Consider the following 17,680-nt stretch of genomic DNA (forward strand, 5'->3'; position numbering starts at 1 on the left):
CTATGCCCCTGGGCGAGGGAATGCGGTTGCGGGTTTGACTGTATTCTCCGGCACGTCGTCCCGGCGCTGCGGGGTGTGCGCCGGAGGCGTGTACTCGCGCGTGAACCCCAATTGTTTATGCAGCGCCGGCGGGCACTTTGCCGGCTCAACGAGAGGGGCATACAACCGCTCTTTTTCGCCTTTGAGATTGAACACAAAAGCGTTGCTAGCACCTTCCTCATTGTTGATGGCATTACCATGACCGATCGGTGTTAGGCCTTCAGGAGTGATAATGTTGAGCGTCAAATAGCGATGACCATTGGTATGAGTACAAAGTTTGCCGAGTACTGGGTGATATGCATCCTGATATTTCACCATTCCCTGTACATAGTCGCCGAGCCCTTTGATCAGAAGCAATTTGAGTTGTTTCTCCGCATCCAGTGTTTTAATTAGCGCGGTGCCTGCATCCTGGGTGTGGGCCGGTAGAGGTGTAACTGCAGGACGTGTTGACGGAGGTTCGGTACCTTCCCCATTAGGTTTTAACCAGACCAGTCCGTGCTGCAGTGTTGGCATTGGAGGAATAGGCAGTTTTGCCTCGGTTGCCAGCTGGATCACCTGTTGCTGCAGTGCGTGATAATGCGTCATATCATAAGCATGCAGCGCCGCCGGCGGCGCCAACTGCTGTTCGTTCCGAACTAATAATGAGGGGTCGATAGCCGGCTTTATTTCCCAATGGTTGCGGTGCGTGGTGATCTGCTCCGTTTGTTCTACGCCGTGTTTGTCTACCACTACCTTCCCTTGTGGGTCTCGCATTTTTGCCTCTACGGTGACCTCTTTGCGGCCGAGCCAGGTTAGCGTGACGATATCGCCTTTGGTCAAGCCACTCTCCGGTACTACCCGAGACAGTTCTTTGCCCCAGACAAACTTCTCTCCGTCTGCTGTACGCAGTTTGATGTAGTAACTATTACTCTCAGAGTTATCGAAGTTGTACTTGGCCTGTCCATGATCGAGTAATGTGCCGGTCAATCCCGCTTCGCCTTCAGCACGACTGGCATTTTGCGCCGCCTCTTGTGGCAGCGATACCGGTTGAAGCTCTGGCGGCAAGGCGTTTGCTGATTGCATCGAAACGGAGGATTTATTGGGTTCCGCTGCTTCAGGGACAATCGCGGATATCGGTGATCCCGCCGGTGACGGTTTGTCAGCGGGGGCGGGTTCGTCGGTGAGGCGCTGCCTTGCTTCCTCAAGCATCACCTGCTGCTGGGCGTTCTTCATTTTGAGGTCGAGGTTGTATTCCGCAATCAATGTGATGGCACGTTGTTTGAATTCGTCGCTGCCGGTGAGTTCAATACGACCACGGTACTGCTCTCGCGCAACCAACAGAGCACTCAGGATCATGGCGTCGTTCTGGCTGGCTTGGGCAGTCGCCATCAACAAGCGATCACCGTGGTCAACAAACGCCGCTTCGCCGGCAAAAAGATATTTCACTGAACGACCGTCTGCTGCCATTTCATGAGTGATCTGTTGCATTAAGGCATCCAGATCTAATGGTTTCGCCGCGCGCGTCTGGCTACCAATAGGCGTCTCAATGTGGATACCGTCGACTTCTGCAGAAGATGAAGTTGGATCAGCCTGTTCTTTTTCTACTGCAGGTCGCGGCGCCAGCCGACTGGCAAAAGAAACGGGTTTCTCCGGTACGGAGTCTTCTGCCTCCGAGCTGGAAATAGGTGCAAAAGCTGTCGGATTTACAGGTTCTTTGTGATCTCTAGATGCGGGCTGCTCATCTACAGAAGGAGGAGATGGAATAACGATAGGGGCAATTTCTGCCGTTTTTGATTTTTCTATAAGAGCCTCATTCTCCATGACGGCGTCTGCTATATGGCTGTAGTCGGTGAACTCGTTTGGCACATTGGCAGTGACGTGATCGGGCAATACCTGATCTGATGCTGATTCAACGACGTTAGGTGTAGGTTCAGAAGGTTCATCGGTAAGCACTGGCGGAATAGCTACGATTTCTGTGTCGTTAGCCACATGATCTGGTTCCGGGTTGGTCATCTCTGGTACGACCGGAGTATTTGGCATGGTTGCCTCTTGTTGATGAGTTGGTTTTAGCATTGCCTGCACCGGGGATAGCTGTTCGCTCAGTGCCGCCAGTCCGTGAGTAATATGTAGATCATTGAAGTCCGTTAGCTCCTGCCGGCGTTCCTCCGGGCTGAACGTTGGTAATAGAACCATGCCACCGGTTAGTGCCGCGGCTTCTTCTGCTTTTTCTTTTCCTGGATTTCCCGGACGTTTCGGCTTAGGCAAGTCGTCATCTGCTAAAAAAATCATGGGACTATCGGGGTATTTATTTTTCAGCGCGCCAGCGACTTTAACCAAGTTGCCGGAGTCGACGGTCATTACCACTGGGTGATGCAGTGCCATTGCGCCGCTGGCTGCGGTGGCGTATCCCTCTGCCATAACAATGGGGGAGCCATTCTTAAGCGTACCGCCGACGACGAAGAAACATTCCTCTTTCTGACCGTTTTTGGTCAACATCTTGGCGCCGTCCGGCTTTATGGTTTGAAGAGAACGAATCTCACCGTCGACGTTGCACAGGGGAATTTTCAGGTTACCTTGGCGATCGAGGCGCACTCCCGAAGATGCTTTGACCATTTTTCGTTGAAGATAAGGGTGATCATGGCTGGCCTGTGAGAGTTGTGCGTAAATGCGACTCTGGGTTTTAGCGACAACATTTTGTTCGTTTTTTATTTCTTCGTTACGCTTGTAGCGTTCTTGTGCTGCCAGCGCTTTTTGATGCGCCAGAACGGCCGGATCGGGTTTTTCCGTAGCCAATGACCAAGTGTGCCTCATTCCTCCGTCTCTGTGGTCGGCGAACCATCCGTTAATAAAACCGTTGAGGTGACCAACGTACACACCGGATTTTTTTCCCGGCTTGTCGTCCTGCATAGCAATTCGGTGTGTCTTGCCATCCATTTCCAGCATGTTTCGTCTATCAAAGACGCCGCCTAGAGACTCAATAAAATCTTGGAACTCCCTTTTTGCATCACCTTGCTTTTCAGGTTTGGCCAGTGTGGGATCGATGCGCCACTTAGCGAGTTTGCTGAGGTCAGCCCCAGGGTTGGCATACCAGGATTTAGCTTCGTTATCGAAGGTGAGGGCGTTGCCCCCATCCGGAAGTTTTCCCGCTGCGCGAAACGCTTCTTTGCGTTGTTCAACGGGGATCACCAAATAGGTGGGTTCGGTAGCTATCATGAGGTTTCCTTACTTATTCGAAAAACTTGCGATACCACCAGGGACGGCCGGTAACTGAGGTTCCGCGGAGTAGGTGGTGGAGACGCTGAAACAACACCGTTGGGGTTAATCCGAACAGGGACAAAATTTTGTAAATGCCGAGTGCGAGCAGGCAGAACATGAAAGTCATCATGGATGGCCAAATGGCGCAAAGCAGGAACAACAGGTACACCAGAACGGGAATACCGAGGATCGTTGCCGGCCGACCGCTGTCGAGCCAGGGTGAGTAGTCTTTCCCACCGCTGTCGATCCAGGGGGAATTGTTTTTGCTCATGAACCCTCCTTGTTTCTCGCAGTAAACAGCGGATAGCCCATGACCTGTTTCGCGGTCTCTTCATCAACACGCCCGGCGGTAAACAGTCGCCATGTGTGGTCAACAATGCGATGTTCCCGCGCAGCAAGTTCACCGTTAATCATTTCTGGCCAGCGCGAGTAGTGAACTTCACCCAATTTTCGGCGCCATGCTTCATCAAGCAGAACGTATTCCCGAACCGCTTGGCGTTTACCGTCGGTGGTCGGCAGCAAACGCTGAACGATCAGGAAACGTAATGCATCGAGAAGGTCGAAGGCGACTTGCTCGCGAGCATCGGCCGGCGCCATTAGGATGCATCGAGAAAATGCATGGCCAGGAGAAAATGCGTGCAAAGTGCTGAGTGTCAGGTGACCGGACTGGGCGCACGCTACTGCTGCTTGCAAAGTCTCCAGGTCACGAATTTCACCAACCCCGATAAGGGTCGGTGCCTGGCGTAATGAGAGACGGAGCCCGTGGGCAAAACTTGGAACGTCCCGGCCGATTTCCGACTGCTGGGGTCGTAGCTGCCAGGTAGGCCCACCGAAAAGGTATTCGACCGGATCTTCGTAGGTCACCAATTTCCCGTGCGGGTGAGTTTCTCCGTAGTGCTGATATATCGACGCCAACAGGGTTGATTTACCTGAGCCGGTCACGCCACAAACCAAACCGAGGCCATCGAGGGGCAACAGGTTTTGGCGCAGGTCGTCTTCCAATCCCAGGCTGTCCAATGGGGGGATGGCGGTTGGAATGACACGCAGCGTCACTGCCATAGCGGTATTAAGCGCGCCAATCGTAGCCTGAATGAAGTTGCTGCGAAAACGGACGCGCTCCCCGCGCGCCAGCCCGTACCGGCCAGTATTGTCACCTTCGAGCTGTAATGGCCGATCTGCGCCTTGGCCGCTTTGCACCATGGCCTTGATATCAGGTGTATAGATACTGTCGATCAGGTGTAACAGTTTGGCGTGATCCAGCGGGAACTGACTGGCGGTAACCTTACGGCCATGATGATCCACGACGATTTTGCTGCCGCTTTGCAGATGGATATCGGAAACTTTATGGCGGTAACAATGGATGAAAAATTCACGGAGTCTGTCGGGGGTAAGCCCCCCGCTGAAGTCAAAATCGGTGAGGGCTATCATCAATGCTCCTGTTTTATTGTCGGGTGTTAACCGTTGGCTTCCAGCGCTTTTTATCCAGCTCGAATCCAGCGTGCTGTTTGAGCTCACGGGTACGATCACCGATCGTCACCTTGTCGCGGGAACCCGTGACTGTCTGCAGCTGTTCACTGACGACCGGCGGGGTAATGATCCCTTGCTGTAGCAGCGTGGTGTAACGCAACATGCCGGTGTAATCGCGCGTCAGGCGGTTGAAATTGCTCTCGAGCGTGCGATCAGCGCTCTCGCGCCCGTCCTGCCAACCTTTTTCTACCGCCGCGCGCCACACCGCTTCTTCATTTCCGTTCTTTGGGCGGATGTCAGTGGGAATATCAGTATTGATAGTCAACCCAGCCAGCAAATACTGTCGCCAGGTGGGCGGATTACTGACGAACCTTTCAGGGAGCAGGATGCTGTAAGTCTTATTTGCTGTGCGAATCTGCCTGTCAGTAATGTGTGCCAACGATTCTGAAGCAACTATGACCGGCGGTAACCAACCCTGACGGCTAATCAGTGGTGCGAAGGTGTACATTCTGTTCAGTGCGTCGTTTTGGGCGTTTAAAGCTTGCTGCAGCTCCCAGGCGCGCTGCGCTTTGCCGCCGCGGAACCCCACGGTCTGCCCAGCTTCGTTCATCAGCTGCCAGAGAGTGTCGTTCAATCCATGTTTATCCGGTGCCTTTGGCGACAAGTAAGCCCCGATATCTGGGGGCGGGCCCCCTTCCAGAACGGCCGCACCGGCCGCCGTGCTGAGCAACCCCAGCCCGAGGGCAAGAGCGAGTTTTTTCATGCTGGCATTCCTTTTTTAAGGGGCAACATAAAGAACAGACGCAGCTCATGCGATTGCTGTTCAAGCTGTGCCCGCCAGTCTATTTGCGTTCGCACAAGGCGGAGTACTTGTTCGAAGGTGACGTCGCTGGCATGCAATGTGAGTGGCAACGGAAGTCGCACGCCGGTATAGGCGAATGACAAGCCGCGCATGTGAGCCAGTTGGCTGAGCAGTTCGATGGCATCACCATCCCAATCGACAGTAATGCGTTGTGAATTGGCGGTGATCTTGGGTGTGAATAAAACTGGGCGCACTTGGTTCAGCGCCTCAGATTGATAGAGCGTCGCTGTGATGTTCTGGATTGACTGCGCCGCGGGAGTGACGGCCGCTGTTGGAGTGACAATAGAGTGCGGCGCTGGCGTACAGACGCAGTCGCTTAAACCGAACAGGGCGGCGATCATAGGTAAACGTTTCATGAGAGGATGTCCTGCGAGATATGAATTATTGATAGCTGAGAACGTTAAACTGGCCCGGCCCGCAGCTATGAGCTGGTAAAGGGTTGGAGATCACGTTGTAGCTTGCACCCGCCGGAACGGCGAAGGTAATGGAAGTTTGTTTCGCCCATTGGACGTTATTGTTAATGCTGCTGGCAACATTCATGCCGTTTACGGTTGCCTCTAAAGCATAAGTGTTAATGCAACTGCCATCCTCAACATCCCATCGTTTGGGCGATTGGCCCCCGCTCGCGATGATCCAAAGCGTCGATGCCCCTTGGTTCGAGCCAGAGAAAATACCTTCGTGATAGCCCAGACTTTGATAAGCACCGTTGCTTTTCCCTGTGCCGCGCCAGACACCGTTTTGACAGACAAGCAGACCTCCGTCAGGCATGCGGCCAACCAAGCCATTTGGCCAACAACCGGTGTTCTCTTGTGCTTGGCCATCAAGCTGTAGATATTCGCCTACTGAGGCTCGTCCATCGGCTCGAACCGTTCCGCCTTTGAGCTGGCCACCGGTGTAGATCCCTTTATTGTTGACTGATCTGATCCAGTCGTTGTCGTCCATATAAAGGCCACCGCCGTGGTCTTCGTTGAGCCAACCTTTTCCGTGTTTTGTGATAAGCCAGCCCCCGTTAGAGCGGACATCCCCGTTGGCGCCAATCCAGCCGTCTGACCAGACGTTTTCCCGTGCTATCAGGCTTTTCCCGTTAACGTTATTGGCACTGTTTAGATCGTTCCCCCCCATATCTATAGCGGTGTGCATTTTATTTAGGTCTGGTCGCCCGTTGACTTGATAGCGGTATAGACGGTCACTCTCTTCAGTGCCTCCGTCTAATATATCCGACGTCAGATACGCAACCAGATGGCCACTTTGGCCATTCAGTCCCATATTAGACAGGTTGACCTGCCAGCCTCCGCCGGCGCCGTTGGCAACATTGACGGGTTCGATATACCCCCCCAAGCCAGACGTGTTCTGAGCGATATAGCGTTGGCCCTTGAACGTAATATTTTGACCGCCGGCAGTCAGTACAAAGGCGACCAGTTTGTCGGTTTGCGAAGGATTGCGTGTCACGGCAAGAATATAGGTTTGGGCGTTGTTGTTGGTCAGAGAAAACCCTGCCGGCAAATATCCTTTGTCGCGTAGGGTTTGACCGGTTAGCGTGACGTTGCCGCCCCCTTTGACCTGATTCAGCAAGGTGTCGTAGTTATCTTTCACGTATCGACGAGCTCCTTGGCTCACTGTGCTCAGGTGCGTCGCGGTGACGACCCATGTTTGTTCTTCTATATAGTTCGAATATCTTTCCAGCCCAATAGGAGCGGCAATCAACACGATCGCCAGAACGATGGCCATAGAAACCAGCGCACCCCCACGGTTGATACGATGAGTGGCAATTTCAGCAGTCATAGGGCACCTGAAGAGAGCAATTGAGGGGAGCTACTGGCTACAACCGCCAGTAACATGAATAGCCAGGGAGCATAAGGTTGAGTCTTTTTGTTCATCAGTAATGCCCCTGCGATAAACAGCAATAATGCACATCCGCTCAGCACGCTGGCGAGCTGCCAGGGAAACCAGGCGCTCAGCGCGGCGATCAAATGCACATCGCCCATGCCGAACCCTTCTTCACCCCGCAGATGCTTGGCGCCGTAGTGAAAGGCATAGAGGAACAAAAACATGCCGATACTGCCTGTAAGTGCCTCAGTCAGGGTAAGTGCACTTCCTGGCATCACGGTAAACAGCAGACCTGTCAGCCAAAAACCCGAGGTATATCGCAGCGGTAGCCAGTAATTGCGTAAATCGAGCAGTACCATGGGAATGCCCCAGGCCAGCAGCCCCAGAATTTTGACGGTACCTAACCAGGGATGGCCCACAAGGGCCGTTGTTGCGATCAGTGCAGTACCGGTGCCGACGAAAACTATTGTGACGCCTCTGATCTGCAGCCGAGTGAGGGGCGGACCATCATGTTCAAGCAAGAATTTTTTCGCTCGATGAACCAACGGCAGGGTGCCAATAAACAGAGTGGCGCTGGCGCATACCATCAGCAAAGAGAACTTCAGGAGATACAAAGCCATCAGGCAGCACCTCCTTTCAGTTTCATGTACATCGCATACACTTTCCGCGCGTAAATCATACGCCTCGGACCGTTGTTATCTGCGAATCCGGCGTTATAGGAGCCGAGGCATTGCCAATTTACCCCGCATTGTTTGAGGTGCTTTGCCAATATCCAGGCCCCGATCTGCACGTTGAGACAGCTGTTGGTCAGCAAATCCTGCTCACTGCGGATGAGGCCCAGCGCACGCAGCTGGGGAATATGTCGGTCATTGATTTGCATCAGCCCGAAGTCACGGCTGGTAACTCGTCCTGCTTTATCGCGATTTTTTCCAATGGCTTGAGGATTTAGGCTGCTTTCGACAGTCGCCATTGAGCGAAGTAATAAAGGATCAACTTTATAGCGCGCACCCGCCTCGTTAAAACAGAACGCCTGTGCCGGCAACGAGAAAAATAGTGCCCAGCCCAGCGCCAGACAGGCCAGGGCTCGTTGAAAGGAAGACAACATGAGAATGCACTCCAGATGGAGGCCGGCAACAGAACGTTGCCGGCAGGATGGGCATCAGGTGTTGCTGGTAAAGGTAAGGGTGTTCTGACCAACAGATCCTTTATCGGCAGTACACTGCGCCCCCACGGCGCTGGCAGCGATCGCGCCATTCGTCGATGTGCCGTTTACCATGGTGGTAACAACACTCGGCGCTGCACTCAGTTTGGTGGCCAGAGTAATGCACGCCTCTTGAGGAACGGCCGCGTAAGTCAGAGAGAAGGAGGATTTCTGCCCACCGGCCGTTGCCACGGGTTGCACGGTGACAGCGCCCCCCCACAGGTTTTGCAACTTGGCGCTACCCGAGGATTTGGTACCGACAACCGACATGTTGGCCGGCGCCCCCCCGAACTGGATCAGCGCACCGGTCATGGCGTCAGCGGCGGCAAAATTATAGATGCCGGATGTTTTCAACATGGCGCGGGTATTGGTCATGAGCTCCGCAGCATTACTGTACTCTGTGTTGCCATCGTTACGATTAAACAGACCGCCACCTTGTGTGATAGCGACAGCCAATACAGCAAGGACAATAACAAACCAGATCATTGCTTCAATCATAGTTATTGCACCACGGTTGACAGCCGAGCGAGTGTTTTGCGTGAGTTCCATTACTATTTCCTTTAGGTATCGTAGAGAGTGGACGGTCTAGCGTGTGCCCACGAGGTCGTTGAGGTTTTGTGTGGCCAGAAGGATCAGGATCATGTAGCCAGCGTTGGTGCCCAATGCGATGTAAGAAAGCAAAGACGCCGTCCGCTTGATCCGGGCTACAGTTTGCACAAGCCAGGCACGTGCAAAATTTTCAATAATGATTTCAGCGTTATCGCCGTCGGTCAGCAGGACCAGTTTGTCGATAGCACGCGGGGAGGGGAATCCGTAGCCGGCATTGCGCAACGCCAACCCGAGGTGGTCACCTTGCCTAACCTGACGCTGGGTAGCGGCCAATCGCTCATACAACCAGGGCGGTGCATAACGGCTCAGCATGTCGATGGCATCCTCCGTCTTCACCTGAGCACGCATCAACGCACTGAAATTAAGTAAAAAACCCACTCCCAGCACGTCGCGATACACGCTCCACGGCAATAGACGATCTAAAACATGCTGCCGCATCGTTCCAGTCAAGTTCGGCATTGACCAAACGACGAAGCCAATCAGCAGGAGTATCAACCCACCAAGAATAATTGCATGATTGGCAAAGAATTCTGAGATGGTGCTGAGCCACCACAACGCCCCAGTCCAATTATCTCGGCCAGACAATGACTCCAGGCGGGGAAGGAAATAGACTGTGACCATCTTCATCATGGCAAACGAGATTGCCAGCAACAGCATCGGGTAGGCCAACGTGGACACCAATGCTGATTTCATATTCGCCATGCCCTGCACCACGGTGATCGCCCGGTATAAGGCAGCAGCCAGGTTGCCGTCCTGAACGCCGGAACTGAGGATGGCGGCCTCCTGCCTGGGTATCCAGGACGCCAATCCCTGGTCGACTGACCGACCCTGACGCAGGGCACTGAGCATATCCTCCAGACAATAGACCACCGGCGGGCGTTTCTTGCCGAAGCTCCCTATCATTGAATTGATGGCTTTCTCAACTTTGAGGTTGTTGTCGAGCAGGAAAGCCAGATCCTCGTAGAGCGTCAGGCGGTCAGCGGTTGAGAACGTCTTTTGCGCCAACCAGCGCCCTACCGCTTCATTCATTGTTTCCGATGACGGCATCCTGTCCCGTAGCGCCGTCAACCGTTCGCGCAAACGGGAAATCATGATGCAGCCTCCGGGGGTAATAATGTCAGGCTGTCCTCGTCCAGCGGGCTGATATAGTCCGCATCAATCGGGTCGACCAATCCTTCATTGAGATAACGCATCAGGTGCTGACCGCGCGTGATACCGCCCAGCTTGTTCACCCAATAACTGCGCGCAGCCAGTTTGCCCTCATGGCGAAACAGCTCCATGAATCTGGCATCGGGACGAATGACTTCAGCAATGACCCGCCGGCCGATTACGCCTTTGTAACAGTGCTCACATCCCGCAGGATGGCGAAAAGCCAGCTTTTCGACCTGACAAAAGCGTTCAAGCAGCGCTCTTTTCTCCTCTCCCAGACTTGCTCTGACCGCCTCCCAGCGTTTCTTGCAGTGAGGGCACAACAGCTGCACCAGCCGCTGCGCGATTAAGCCAATCATGACTTGAGGGTCGGCCACCTGGCCCATGGGGATACCCAGAGTATCGGTCAGGCGATCAAGAATGCCGACCGCATCATTCGCATGCAGCGTGGTTTCCACCAGGTGTCCTGACTTGGCCGCCGTCAACGCAGACTTAACCGAGTTGGCATCACGAATTTCGCCGACAACCATGGCATCAGGATCTAGCCGTAATGCGGCAGAAATAGACCTGACCCAGGCACGGCTAACAGCATCCGGATCGTTTTTATCGGCAATGATGGGGGTTTGTACCGCCCCGATAATCAACCCTTCCGGAGGATCTTCCAGTGTCATCAGTCGTTTTCGATGCCCGGTAAACGACAGGTACATTTCGCTGAATGTACGTAGGGAGGTACTTTTCCCGGAACCGGTTGGGCCGGACAGGGTGATGACGCCTTCAGGGCGCGCCAGCATACGGCGAATAAGGGTTTGCTGTTCCGGTAGAAAACCCAGTTCGTCCAGCGTAGGCGGCGTTTTACCCTCATCGGGTAAAATGCGCATGACCACATACAGACCGAATTCTGCCGGCGTATGTGCATAACGCGCGCCGAAGAGCTGAAGCCCTTGCAGAAACTCTTTACGCACCCGCCCATCCTGAGCGCGATTGGGGTTAAAACTCTTCTCGGCCACATCGCACATCGACATCACAATCGTTGACGCCAGCGTCATCCCTTCCGCGCAATCCAGCGTTGTCACCGTTTCAAGATCGCCATGAACACGAAACTGCACCACCGTCACATCATTCATCCCGATCAGCAGATGAATATCACTGGCGCCTTTCATCTTGGCATCCTTGAAGAAGCTAATAATCTTCGCCTGTTGAACGGAATATTCGCTAGCGTTGGGGTTCTCAGTGAGCTGGCTTTGCTGCAACTCTTTCAGCTTGTCGAGCTGAACCCGCTTAACCTGCAGTCTGGGGTATTTTTTAAACGCGCCGGCAATCTCTGACGTGACGGCCAGACTATTATTGTGTGCGTCAGATACATACAGCGTTGGGGCATCGGTATTGGCCAGATCTAAATGGATATAGGTTGAACCACGTTTCTCATACATATGGGTTACCCCGCAAAGGAAAGAGAGACCAGTGTTTGGTTCTTCCCGGAGACCACGACTTCATTGATGTTGATCCGTTTAACAACGAACTCCGTACCCGGGATACGATTCCCCACCTGCACCGTAACCTGATTGCCGTTGCTGAGTGCCAGCACGGCCGTGAATCCTTTACCCGCTCCGGTGATCTCCACAATCTGCGGTGGAGCAGCATCTTGCACCGCGCCCTTGACCTCGGATTTGTTGTCCTGAGAAGGTGGCGCCGGGTTGAAAGGCTGATCCAGTGCACGGTCATACCCGTTCTTTTGCAGTTCATTCAGCGCCTTGGCCCTGGCCAGCTGGAGCTCGTACAGCACTGTCTCTGCCTGGATGACCTCCAGTTGCCCAAGATTTAACGCAAGCCCAGCCTCCGCGCGCGCGAACGTGGTCGGCAGAGGAAGATCCGCTGTCGTGGGTGGCTTCACCGTCGGTGAAGCGGGCGGGGCCGCCGGTATGTCAGCGACCGGTGCGGCGAAGACACTAGGTGCAATCAGCACTAGGCACAACGCCCAGGGCGTTACTCTGGATTTAGCGGTTGGCATACAGAAGTCCCTCAATGGTGTATTCCAGACGGTTGTTTTTTAGCGTGGTCGTGATGCTGGACGCCCTTATTCCACTGCTGTTGAAGCGCGTTGGTGCAAACAACCGATCGGGCGGAATATCAGTAATGAACGTGAAGCTGTAGGTACGCCACGGCAGATTTTGTACGTCGCCCTGTGTTAACTGCGTGCTTACGTCTACTTCGCTTAGGCGCAAGCGCGCATTGATACGCTGGGCATAACTGGTTAAGTGCTGAATTTGTTGGCTACCCGGGAGAAGATCTTCGGGATGTTCAGGAGGAGAAAGTGGCACCGGTAATGCAAAAGAGGCGTCGTCTGCGCTACCGGGAATATTAAAAACGGGTTGAATATCTGAACCATAGAGCACGGGTAACCGCAAGGCAAAATCCCCTACGGTTCCACCGTTCGGCAAGGTGTAGTGCAGTATGATTTTTCCCTGCGCATCACACGTTGCTGTATTGAAAACCCAGCCTGCAATAGAGATCTGTGCGTCTTTCCATACGCGACTGCAGGCACTGAGCATCGGTGGAAACCGCGGTTGTGTAGCCCAGGGTTTCAGGTTGTCGGCCGGGGCCTGTTGTGCCATCTGTTGCCTGGCCATCAGCGCGGCCTGAGCTGCTGCTATGCGCGCCTCTTCCTGGTGTTTCTCCCAGGCTGAATAACCCACATATCCGGCGCCCAGGGCCACTACTGCTATGCCCCAAAGCCACAGCACCTTCGGGTCATGAGTCTGACTCAGCCGGGCCCGGCGCAAACCGACCTTGCTATCGACCAAGTCGGTGAGCGATTTATCTTCCGTGTCTTCCCCAGGAAAGAAGCCGCCAGGAGCATATATCATCCACCCCGCAGCAGGCGCCGAGGTGATCGCCAAAAAATTGGACACCGCAGTGCGTATAGCCGTTTCATCCCCCACGATGTCACCGAACGGGGAAAGCATGCCGTCACTGACAGCGACGAACCAGTATTGCCCGTTGGATAACGGGAAAACGCCATAACACGCCTCTGGCAATGCCGGCAGAACCGCCAATGCCATCGATGCCATCCCGCCTCTTTTTAGTGCAGCCTGGTCGGCGAGGTTAACAGTGCCCAGCAAGGTGCCTTGTGCCTGGCCGTCACCAGTTGGCAATGCTGCCCAATGCGTAGCCTTGGCCTCCTTAGCACGCAAACGCATGCTGCGGCGTCCGCGCAGCGGCAAATACTGCCAGTGCAACCCGGCCACAAGCCAGGCGCTCCCATTCTGCAGCGTATAGGTCGTCTGTTGTTTCATGGCTTATCCCAAAATGACAGGGGTGATAAGAATGACCAGCATGGTTTTGTTATTTTCACCGTTGGCGCCGCCGCCAAGTCCAAAGAAACGGAAACTGCCGACGCCCTGGCGATTTGCGGTGTTGTTGAGAGATTGGTAACCACTGAGCACCAATGTTTGGCCGGATTGCATAATGACGCGCTGGGTAAAGGTTTTGAGGCGTGTTTTCATCAACTCTACCGACGTTTTTTCGCTGGTGAACGTGCGCATGGTCGGGTCATCTGACATATTGATCGCAAACTGCAGCTGCATTTTTGGCGACTGGGGCATCAGGAACGGCAGCACGGTCATGTTGAAACCGGTGGTGATCGTGGATTTGGTGATACTGCTCGATGAACCGACGTTGGCCGTGTTCTCCGTAGTGACGTTGGACGCATAGTCCTGCTGCAGTGCAACCTGGATCGGCACAGCTGACAGGTTAGTGGTCATGCTCGAGGCCTCTGTCATCACGCTGACGTTCGCCTGTTCCGACAGGGCTTTGATAAAGGCTTTTGTGCCCGCCCCTTTGCCATCAAGAATTGACACCCCGCCATTCAACGCATCGGAAGCCGCACCGGTAAATCCATTGGTCAGAGACAAGCCGACACTGCCACTGTTGAATACGGCGTTCCAATTAATGCCGTATTGATCCTGAGTGCGTTTTTCGACGCTGTAGACTTGCACGTTGAGCACGACCTGTCGGTTGAGCTCTTTATTGCGGTCTTCCAGATAACGGCCTATCTGCTCAAGAACGCGCGGTGTATCCGTCACCGTCAGGACGCCGGCGGACAAATTCATGCGGCCGGTGCCGGGCGTTAACATCGACTTAATGGTATTGGTGACGTCCTCGTAAAGGCTGGATTTGATTTCCATTTCAGTGGCCTGAGAGGTATTAGAGTCACCACTGAGCCCACCGCCGCTGCTGTCGCCCGTCGCCCCCATCGATGAAGTGGTGCCGCTCACGGTTTTGGAGCCAAAACTCGCCTTGCTGTCCATGAACATGACCGGGAACGTCCGGGTATCGAGATAGAAAATGGCGATCCGGCCCTGCTCATAACGCCATGACAACCCCAGGCGTGTGGTGACATTATCAAGCAATCCTCCTAACTCCCCCTGCCAGAACACGCCCCTGAGCGCAGTGCCACCACTGACGACCGGCGCCGCGCGGGCAGATGAACCGCCCAACGTGGCTAATGGCACCAGCCCATTTGGGTCAGGCGCCGGGATGGGGCCACTTATCTGCTCAGTTTTGCCACCAGTCGGCGCCAATATAGCCTGCGCATCAGGCGTCACCACCACCGGCAAGCGACAACGCTTACTGATGAAAGCACTGACTTCCGCCAGCGTGATGCTCCCTGGGCGATTGATGGCCACAGCGCAAGGAGGAAGCAAACTATTGCTACCAGGCTGAGCATTTAACGGGTAAGGGTTGATCCACTGAGAGGTTAAATCCCGCACCACAGAGCCTTGTTTAAGGGCATGCAGATGCTTATCTGCCTGAGTTTCGTCCCGTGATACTCGATTATCGATCTTATCGATGCGCTCAAGCGGCGCACAGCCGGAAAGCAGCAAACACAACGTCGCCGCCACCCCGGTCAAGGGGAGGTGTTTTTTCATTGTTAACCTTATGAGGAGAGATTAGTTGAGGTACACCAGGCTGCCGTCAATAATGCTCGCCGGCACATTGACCTGCATGTCATTACCAAAGCTGTCGATAAGTCGTCTTTCGACGACTTTTCCAACCAGCGCGGAATGTCGGCTCTGCGCCAACAATGCGGCCATCAACCCAGGTTGATCTGGCTGATAGACATACACACGGTCAGCCTGCAGAACATTGCGCACCCCAGCAACGGATGACCAGCCAAAGGCGCTATCGGGGATCACGCCGTCTTTTTGTTCAGGATGGATATAGCGCCAGTCGTTTATCGCATTAAGATATTGCACCGTGTTGCGCGCCTGCAGGGAAAGTGTCTGATCCTCTAGGGATACCGGGGGTTCTTGCTGTGGCGGATCCAGCCAGACAATCATTCCTATGAATATGGCAAAGAGCCAATAAATCATCAGTGCACCTCTTTATCATCAACGGAGATAACACACTGAAGAGGACGGATGCCTGCATACAGTGGCACTTGAGCCGTTCCATAAAGAGTAAACAGACTGTTTAGCGCATCGCGGAAGGAACCTTCGAATTGCAATGGCGCATCAATCCGATAGTTAACTGGCGTCGACCAGGCAACCGTCCAGTGTGAGATCCCCGGTTGGTTACATGCTTCGCTGGCTGCCCAGTTGAACAGGGTATCTTTGAGCGTGTTGCCAGCATCTATTCGCCAATGTTGCTTTTGAGGGACGACAATCACTTTCTTGGATGTATTGGCTGTTGGTGCTGGTGTCACCGCTTGCTTTGAATCTGCCGATTTACCGCCACTGAAGGGGTTGCGGCCGCGAGTTACTGATTGAGGTGATGCGCTTGGGGTTACTGCCTTTGACTTGATCGTAGTTGCAACTTTAAATGCTTCTGTTTTGTTCGCAATGGATACTCGGTGCAGAGAAGTATCAATCAGTGCCACTTTTCCTTGTCTTTCCAACAGCTGATTCAATGCATCAACCCAGGTGACGCCGCCACGCCATTCCTGAGGTGTTTGCTCATCAGGGTGAAGGTCCTGGGAAAAGCTCAGCGTCCAACCAGTCGGCACAATTTTACGTAATGCATCGCGCAATGACGACGCACTTCCGGCCCCCGCCAGGGTCGAAGGTGGTGGTGCATTGCCTACGAAACGTAGTGCTGTCATCGACGCGCTCAACTTCTGACCCGCCAGTGCAGAAGGGCTCGTTGATATGATTTGTTTACCAGGTGCTTTTGTTTGTTTTACGCGAGTCACCGCAGCCAGCTCATTTTGGGCCTGTTGTAGAGGCGACACTTGCGCTTCGATTAGCGTTGTTACTAACTGCTGGGCAGTGATCGCAGACCTTTCTGAATGGTTGTTAATAGAGCATCCGCCCAATACAGCGGGTGCTAAAACGACGGGTAGCCATTTTTTCACGTTTATACCTCGCTATGAATCGCTTCCACGCTTGTTAACCGGTTGTGGACGGCGCCCCCGACGAGGTTGCTTAACCTTGTCGAGTACGCACTGAGCCAGCCGTTGACTATCGATTTGATGGGCTAACTCAAGAATGGCGTGAAGAACGTCTCTGCAGGCTACCGGGCGTTCAAGGATCGCGGTGAGGTTTACAGCCTGCTCGTTCAACATGTTGTTATGTTTTGGCGCGATGGAATAGGTCTGGCGCGTAGCCATGGCGCGTTGTGTCATCAGAGACCTCAGCTTGAGATGCAATCAGCATAAAAAAAGCCCCTTCAGATACCTGAAGGGGCAAGGAGCTATCTATGGAGTTGTAACAGAGGGACTATTTTAGAGCGTCTATAAATGCATGGAGCATTGCGCTACGCGTCTCACCATCATGCTCATTCGCGAGCGCTTGAATTTGTTGGCGCTGACGATGCGATAGATGCGCACGTGCAACGTGTTTCTTCCTTTGCCTGCGTTCTGATGAAAAAGCTTGGACGCAGACTGGGAGCTCCATTACTTCTTCAATCGCAGCTTCTCGAATCGGAGTGATGGTTCCGGCAAACCGTACAAGGTGGCTGATACCGGGGCAAGACTCGACTTTAGACGAGTGGAAAATTTCTGGGTCAAAGCAGACAAACATATAGCCAGGAAAAAGAGGCTCGATCACCTTTTTCTGCTGGCCAGGGCGGTCAGCTCGAGGGCGAAAAGAAAACATCAACGGGCTGAAAGCCATAATGTTGCGGCGTTCAAGCATCATCTGTGCTTTGAATATATTGTCTTTGCCTGGTTTTAGCGCGGCGAGATACCAGCCTTCCATGAAAGTCTCCCGTAGTACACGGTTAAGCTACAGATGATGAATTGAATGTTAGGTGTTTGGCAGGCTCCGCCAAAATCGATCCCAAGCGGGTTCAAT

17 protein-coding genes are annotated in these 17,680 nt (G+C 53.8%); all 17 read right to left on the minus strand.

Going from position 1 to position 17,680, the window contains the following annotated elements; translation table 11 throughout:
- The 17 genes from FOT55_RS12655 to FOT55_RS12735 all read right to left on the minus strand — a co-directional run bounded on the left by FOT55_RS12655 (position 1) and on the right by FOT55_RS12735 (position 17,584).
- Positions 1–3,231: an LPD7 domain-containing protein gene (locus FOT55_RS12655; protein WP_128884983.1), complete on the minus strand. Its 3,231-nt coding sequence runs from the start codon at positions 3,229–3,231 to the stop codon at positions 1–3.
- Positions 3,232–3,244: 13 nt separating this feature from the next.
- Complete coding sequence (icmT, locus tag FOT55_RS12660; protein WP_128884984.1) at positions 3,245–3,544, minus strand: IcmT/TraK family protein; 300 nt, start codon at positions 3,542–3,544, stop codon at positions 3,245–3,247.
- On the minus strand, positions 3,541–4,701 hold the full coding sequence (gene traJ, locus FOT55_RS12665) for a plasmid transfer ATPase TraJ (RefSeq protein ID WP_147823519.1): 1,161 nt from the start codon (positions 4,699–4,701) through the stop codon (positions 3,541–3,543). The genes icmT and traJ overlap by 4 nt, the downstream gene beginning before the upstream one ends.
- A gap of 13 nt (positions 4,702–4,714) precedes the next feature.
- On the minus strand, positions 4,715–5,503 hold the full coding sequence (locus FOT55_RS12670) for a type IV secretory system conjugative DNA transfer family protein (RefSeq protein WP_128884986.1): 789 nt from the start codon (positions 5,501–5,503) through the stop codon (positions 4,715–4,717).
- A complete protein-coding gene (locus FOT55_RS12675) occupies positions 5,500–5,958 on the minus strand; it encodes a DotD/TraH family lipoprotein (protein WP_238476111.1) in 459 nt (152 codons plus the stop codon). The genes FOT55_RS12670 and FOT55_RS12675 overlap by 4 nt, the downstream gene beginning before the upstream one ends.
- Before the next feature lie 25 nt (positions 5,959–5,983).
- Positions 5,984–7,384, minus strand: coding sequence for a shufflon system plasmid conjugative transfer pilus tip adhesin PilV (gene pilV / locus FOT55_RS12680; protein WP_128884987.1), 1,401 nt, complete (start codon positions 7,382–7,384; stop codon positions 5,984–5,986).
- Positions 7,381–8,049, minus strand: coding sequence for a prepilin peptidase (locus tag FOT55_RS12685; protein ID WP_147823520.1), 669 nt, complete (start codon positions 8,047–8,049; stop codon positions 7,381–7,383). The genes pilV and FOT55_RS12685 overlap by 4 nt, the downstream gene beginning before the upstream one ends.
- Positions 8,049–8,534: a lytic transglycosylase domain-containing protein gene (locus tag FOT55_RS12690; protein ID WP_128884989.1), complete on the minus strand. Its 486-nt coding sequence runs from the start codon at positions 8,532–8,534 to the stop codon at positions 8,049–8,051. The genes FOT55_RS12685 and FOT55_RS12690 overlap by 1 nt, the downstream gene beginning before the upstream one ends.
- 54 nt (positions 8,535–8,588) lie before the next feature.
- Positions 8,589–9,179: a type 4 pilus major pilin gene (locus FOT55_RS12695; protein ID WP_128884990.1), complete on the minus strand. Its 591-nt coding sequence runs from the start codon at positions 9,177–9,179 to the stop codon at positions 8,589–8,591.
- Between the two features lie 36 nt (positions 9,180–9,215).
- Positions 9,216–10,331 (minus strand): type II secretion system F family protein, encoded by a 1,116-nt coding sequence (locus FOT55_RS12700; protein ID WP_128884991.1) that lies wholly within the window; start codon positions 10,329–10,331, stop codon positions 9,216–9,218.
- A complete protein-coding gene (locus tag FOT55_RS12705; protein ID WP_128884992.1) occupies positions 10,328–11,818 on the minus strand; it encodes a GspE/PulE family protein in 1,491 nt (496 codons plus the stop codon). Before FOT55_RS12705 ends, FOT55_RS12700 begins: the two co-directional genes overlap by 4 nt.
- Before the next feature lie 5 nt (positions 11,819–11,823).
- A complete protein-coding gene (gene pilP / locus FOT55_RS12710) occupies positions 11,824–12,396 on the minus strand; it encodes a type IV pilus biogenesis protein PilP (protein WP_128884993.1) in 573 nt (190 codons plus the stop codon).
- Positions 12,383–13,681 carry a type 4b pilus protein PilO2 gene (pilO2, locus tag FOT55_RS12715; RefSeq protein WP_147823521.1) on the minus strand — a complete coding sequence of 433 codons (1,299 nt, stop codon included), beginning with the start codon at positions 13,679–13,681 and terminating at the stop codon, positions 12,383–12,385. Before pilO2 ends, pilP begins: the two co-directional genes overlap by 14 nt.
- 3 nt (positions 13,682–13,684) lie before the next feature.
- Positions 13,685–15,316, minus strand: a complete 1,632-nt coding sequence (pilN, locus tag FOT55_RS12720; RefSeq protein ID WP_147823522.1) for a PilN family type IVB pilus formation outer membrane protein — start codon at positions 15,314–15,316, stop codon at positions 13,685–13,687.
- Between the two features lie 21 nt (positions 15,317–15,337).
- Entirely contained in the window at positions 15,338–15,760 is a 423-nt protein-coding gene (gene pilM, locus FOT55_RS12725; RefSeq protein ID WP_147823523.1) for a type IV pilus biogenesis protein PilM, read from the minus strand.
- Entirely contained in the window at positions 15,760–16,740 is a 981-nt protein-coding gene (locus FOT55_RS12730) for a toxin co-regulated pilus biosynthesis Q family protein (protein ID WP_128884997.1), read from the minus strand. The genes pilM and FOT55_RS12730 overlap by 1 nt, the downstream gene beginning before the upstream one ends.
- 364 nt (positions 16,741–17,104) lie before the next feature.
- Positions 17,105–17,584, minus strand: a complete 480-nt coding sequence (locus FOT55_RS12735; RefSeq protein WP_128884998.1) for a transcription termination/antitermination NusG family protein — start codon at positions 17,582–17,584, stop codon at positions 17,105–17,107.
- Between the last annotated feature and the right edge of the window lie 96 nt (positions 17,585–17,680).

Origin of the sequence: Serratia bockelmannii (assembly GCF_008011855.1) — a bacterium.
Lineage (GTDB): Bacteria > Pseudomonadota > Gammaproteobacteria > Enterobacterales > Enterobacteriaceae > Serratia > Serratia bockelmannii.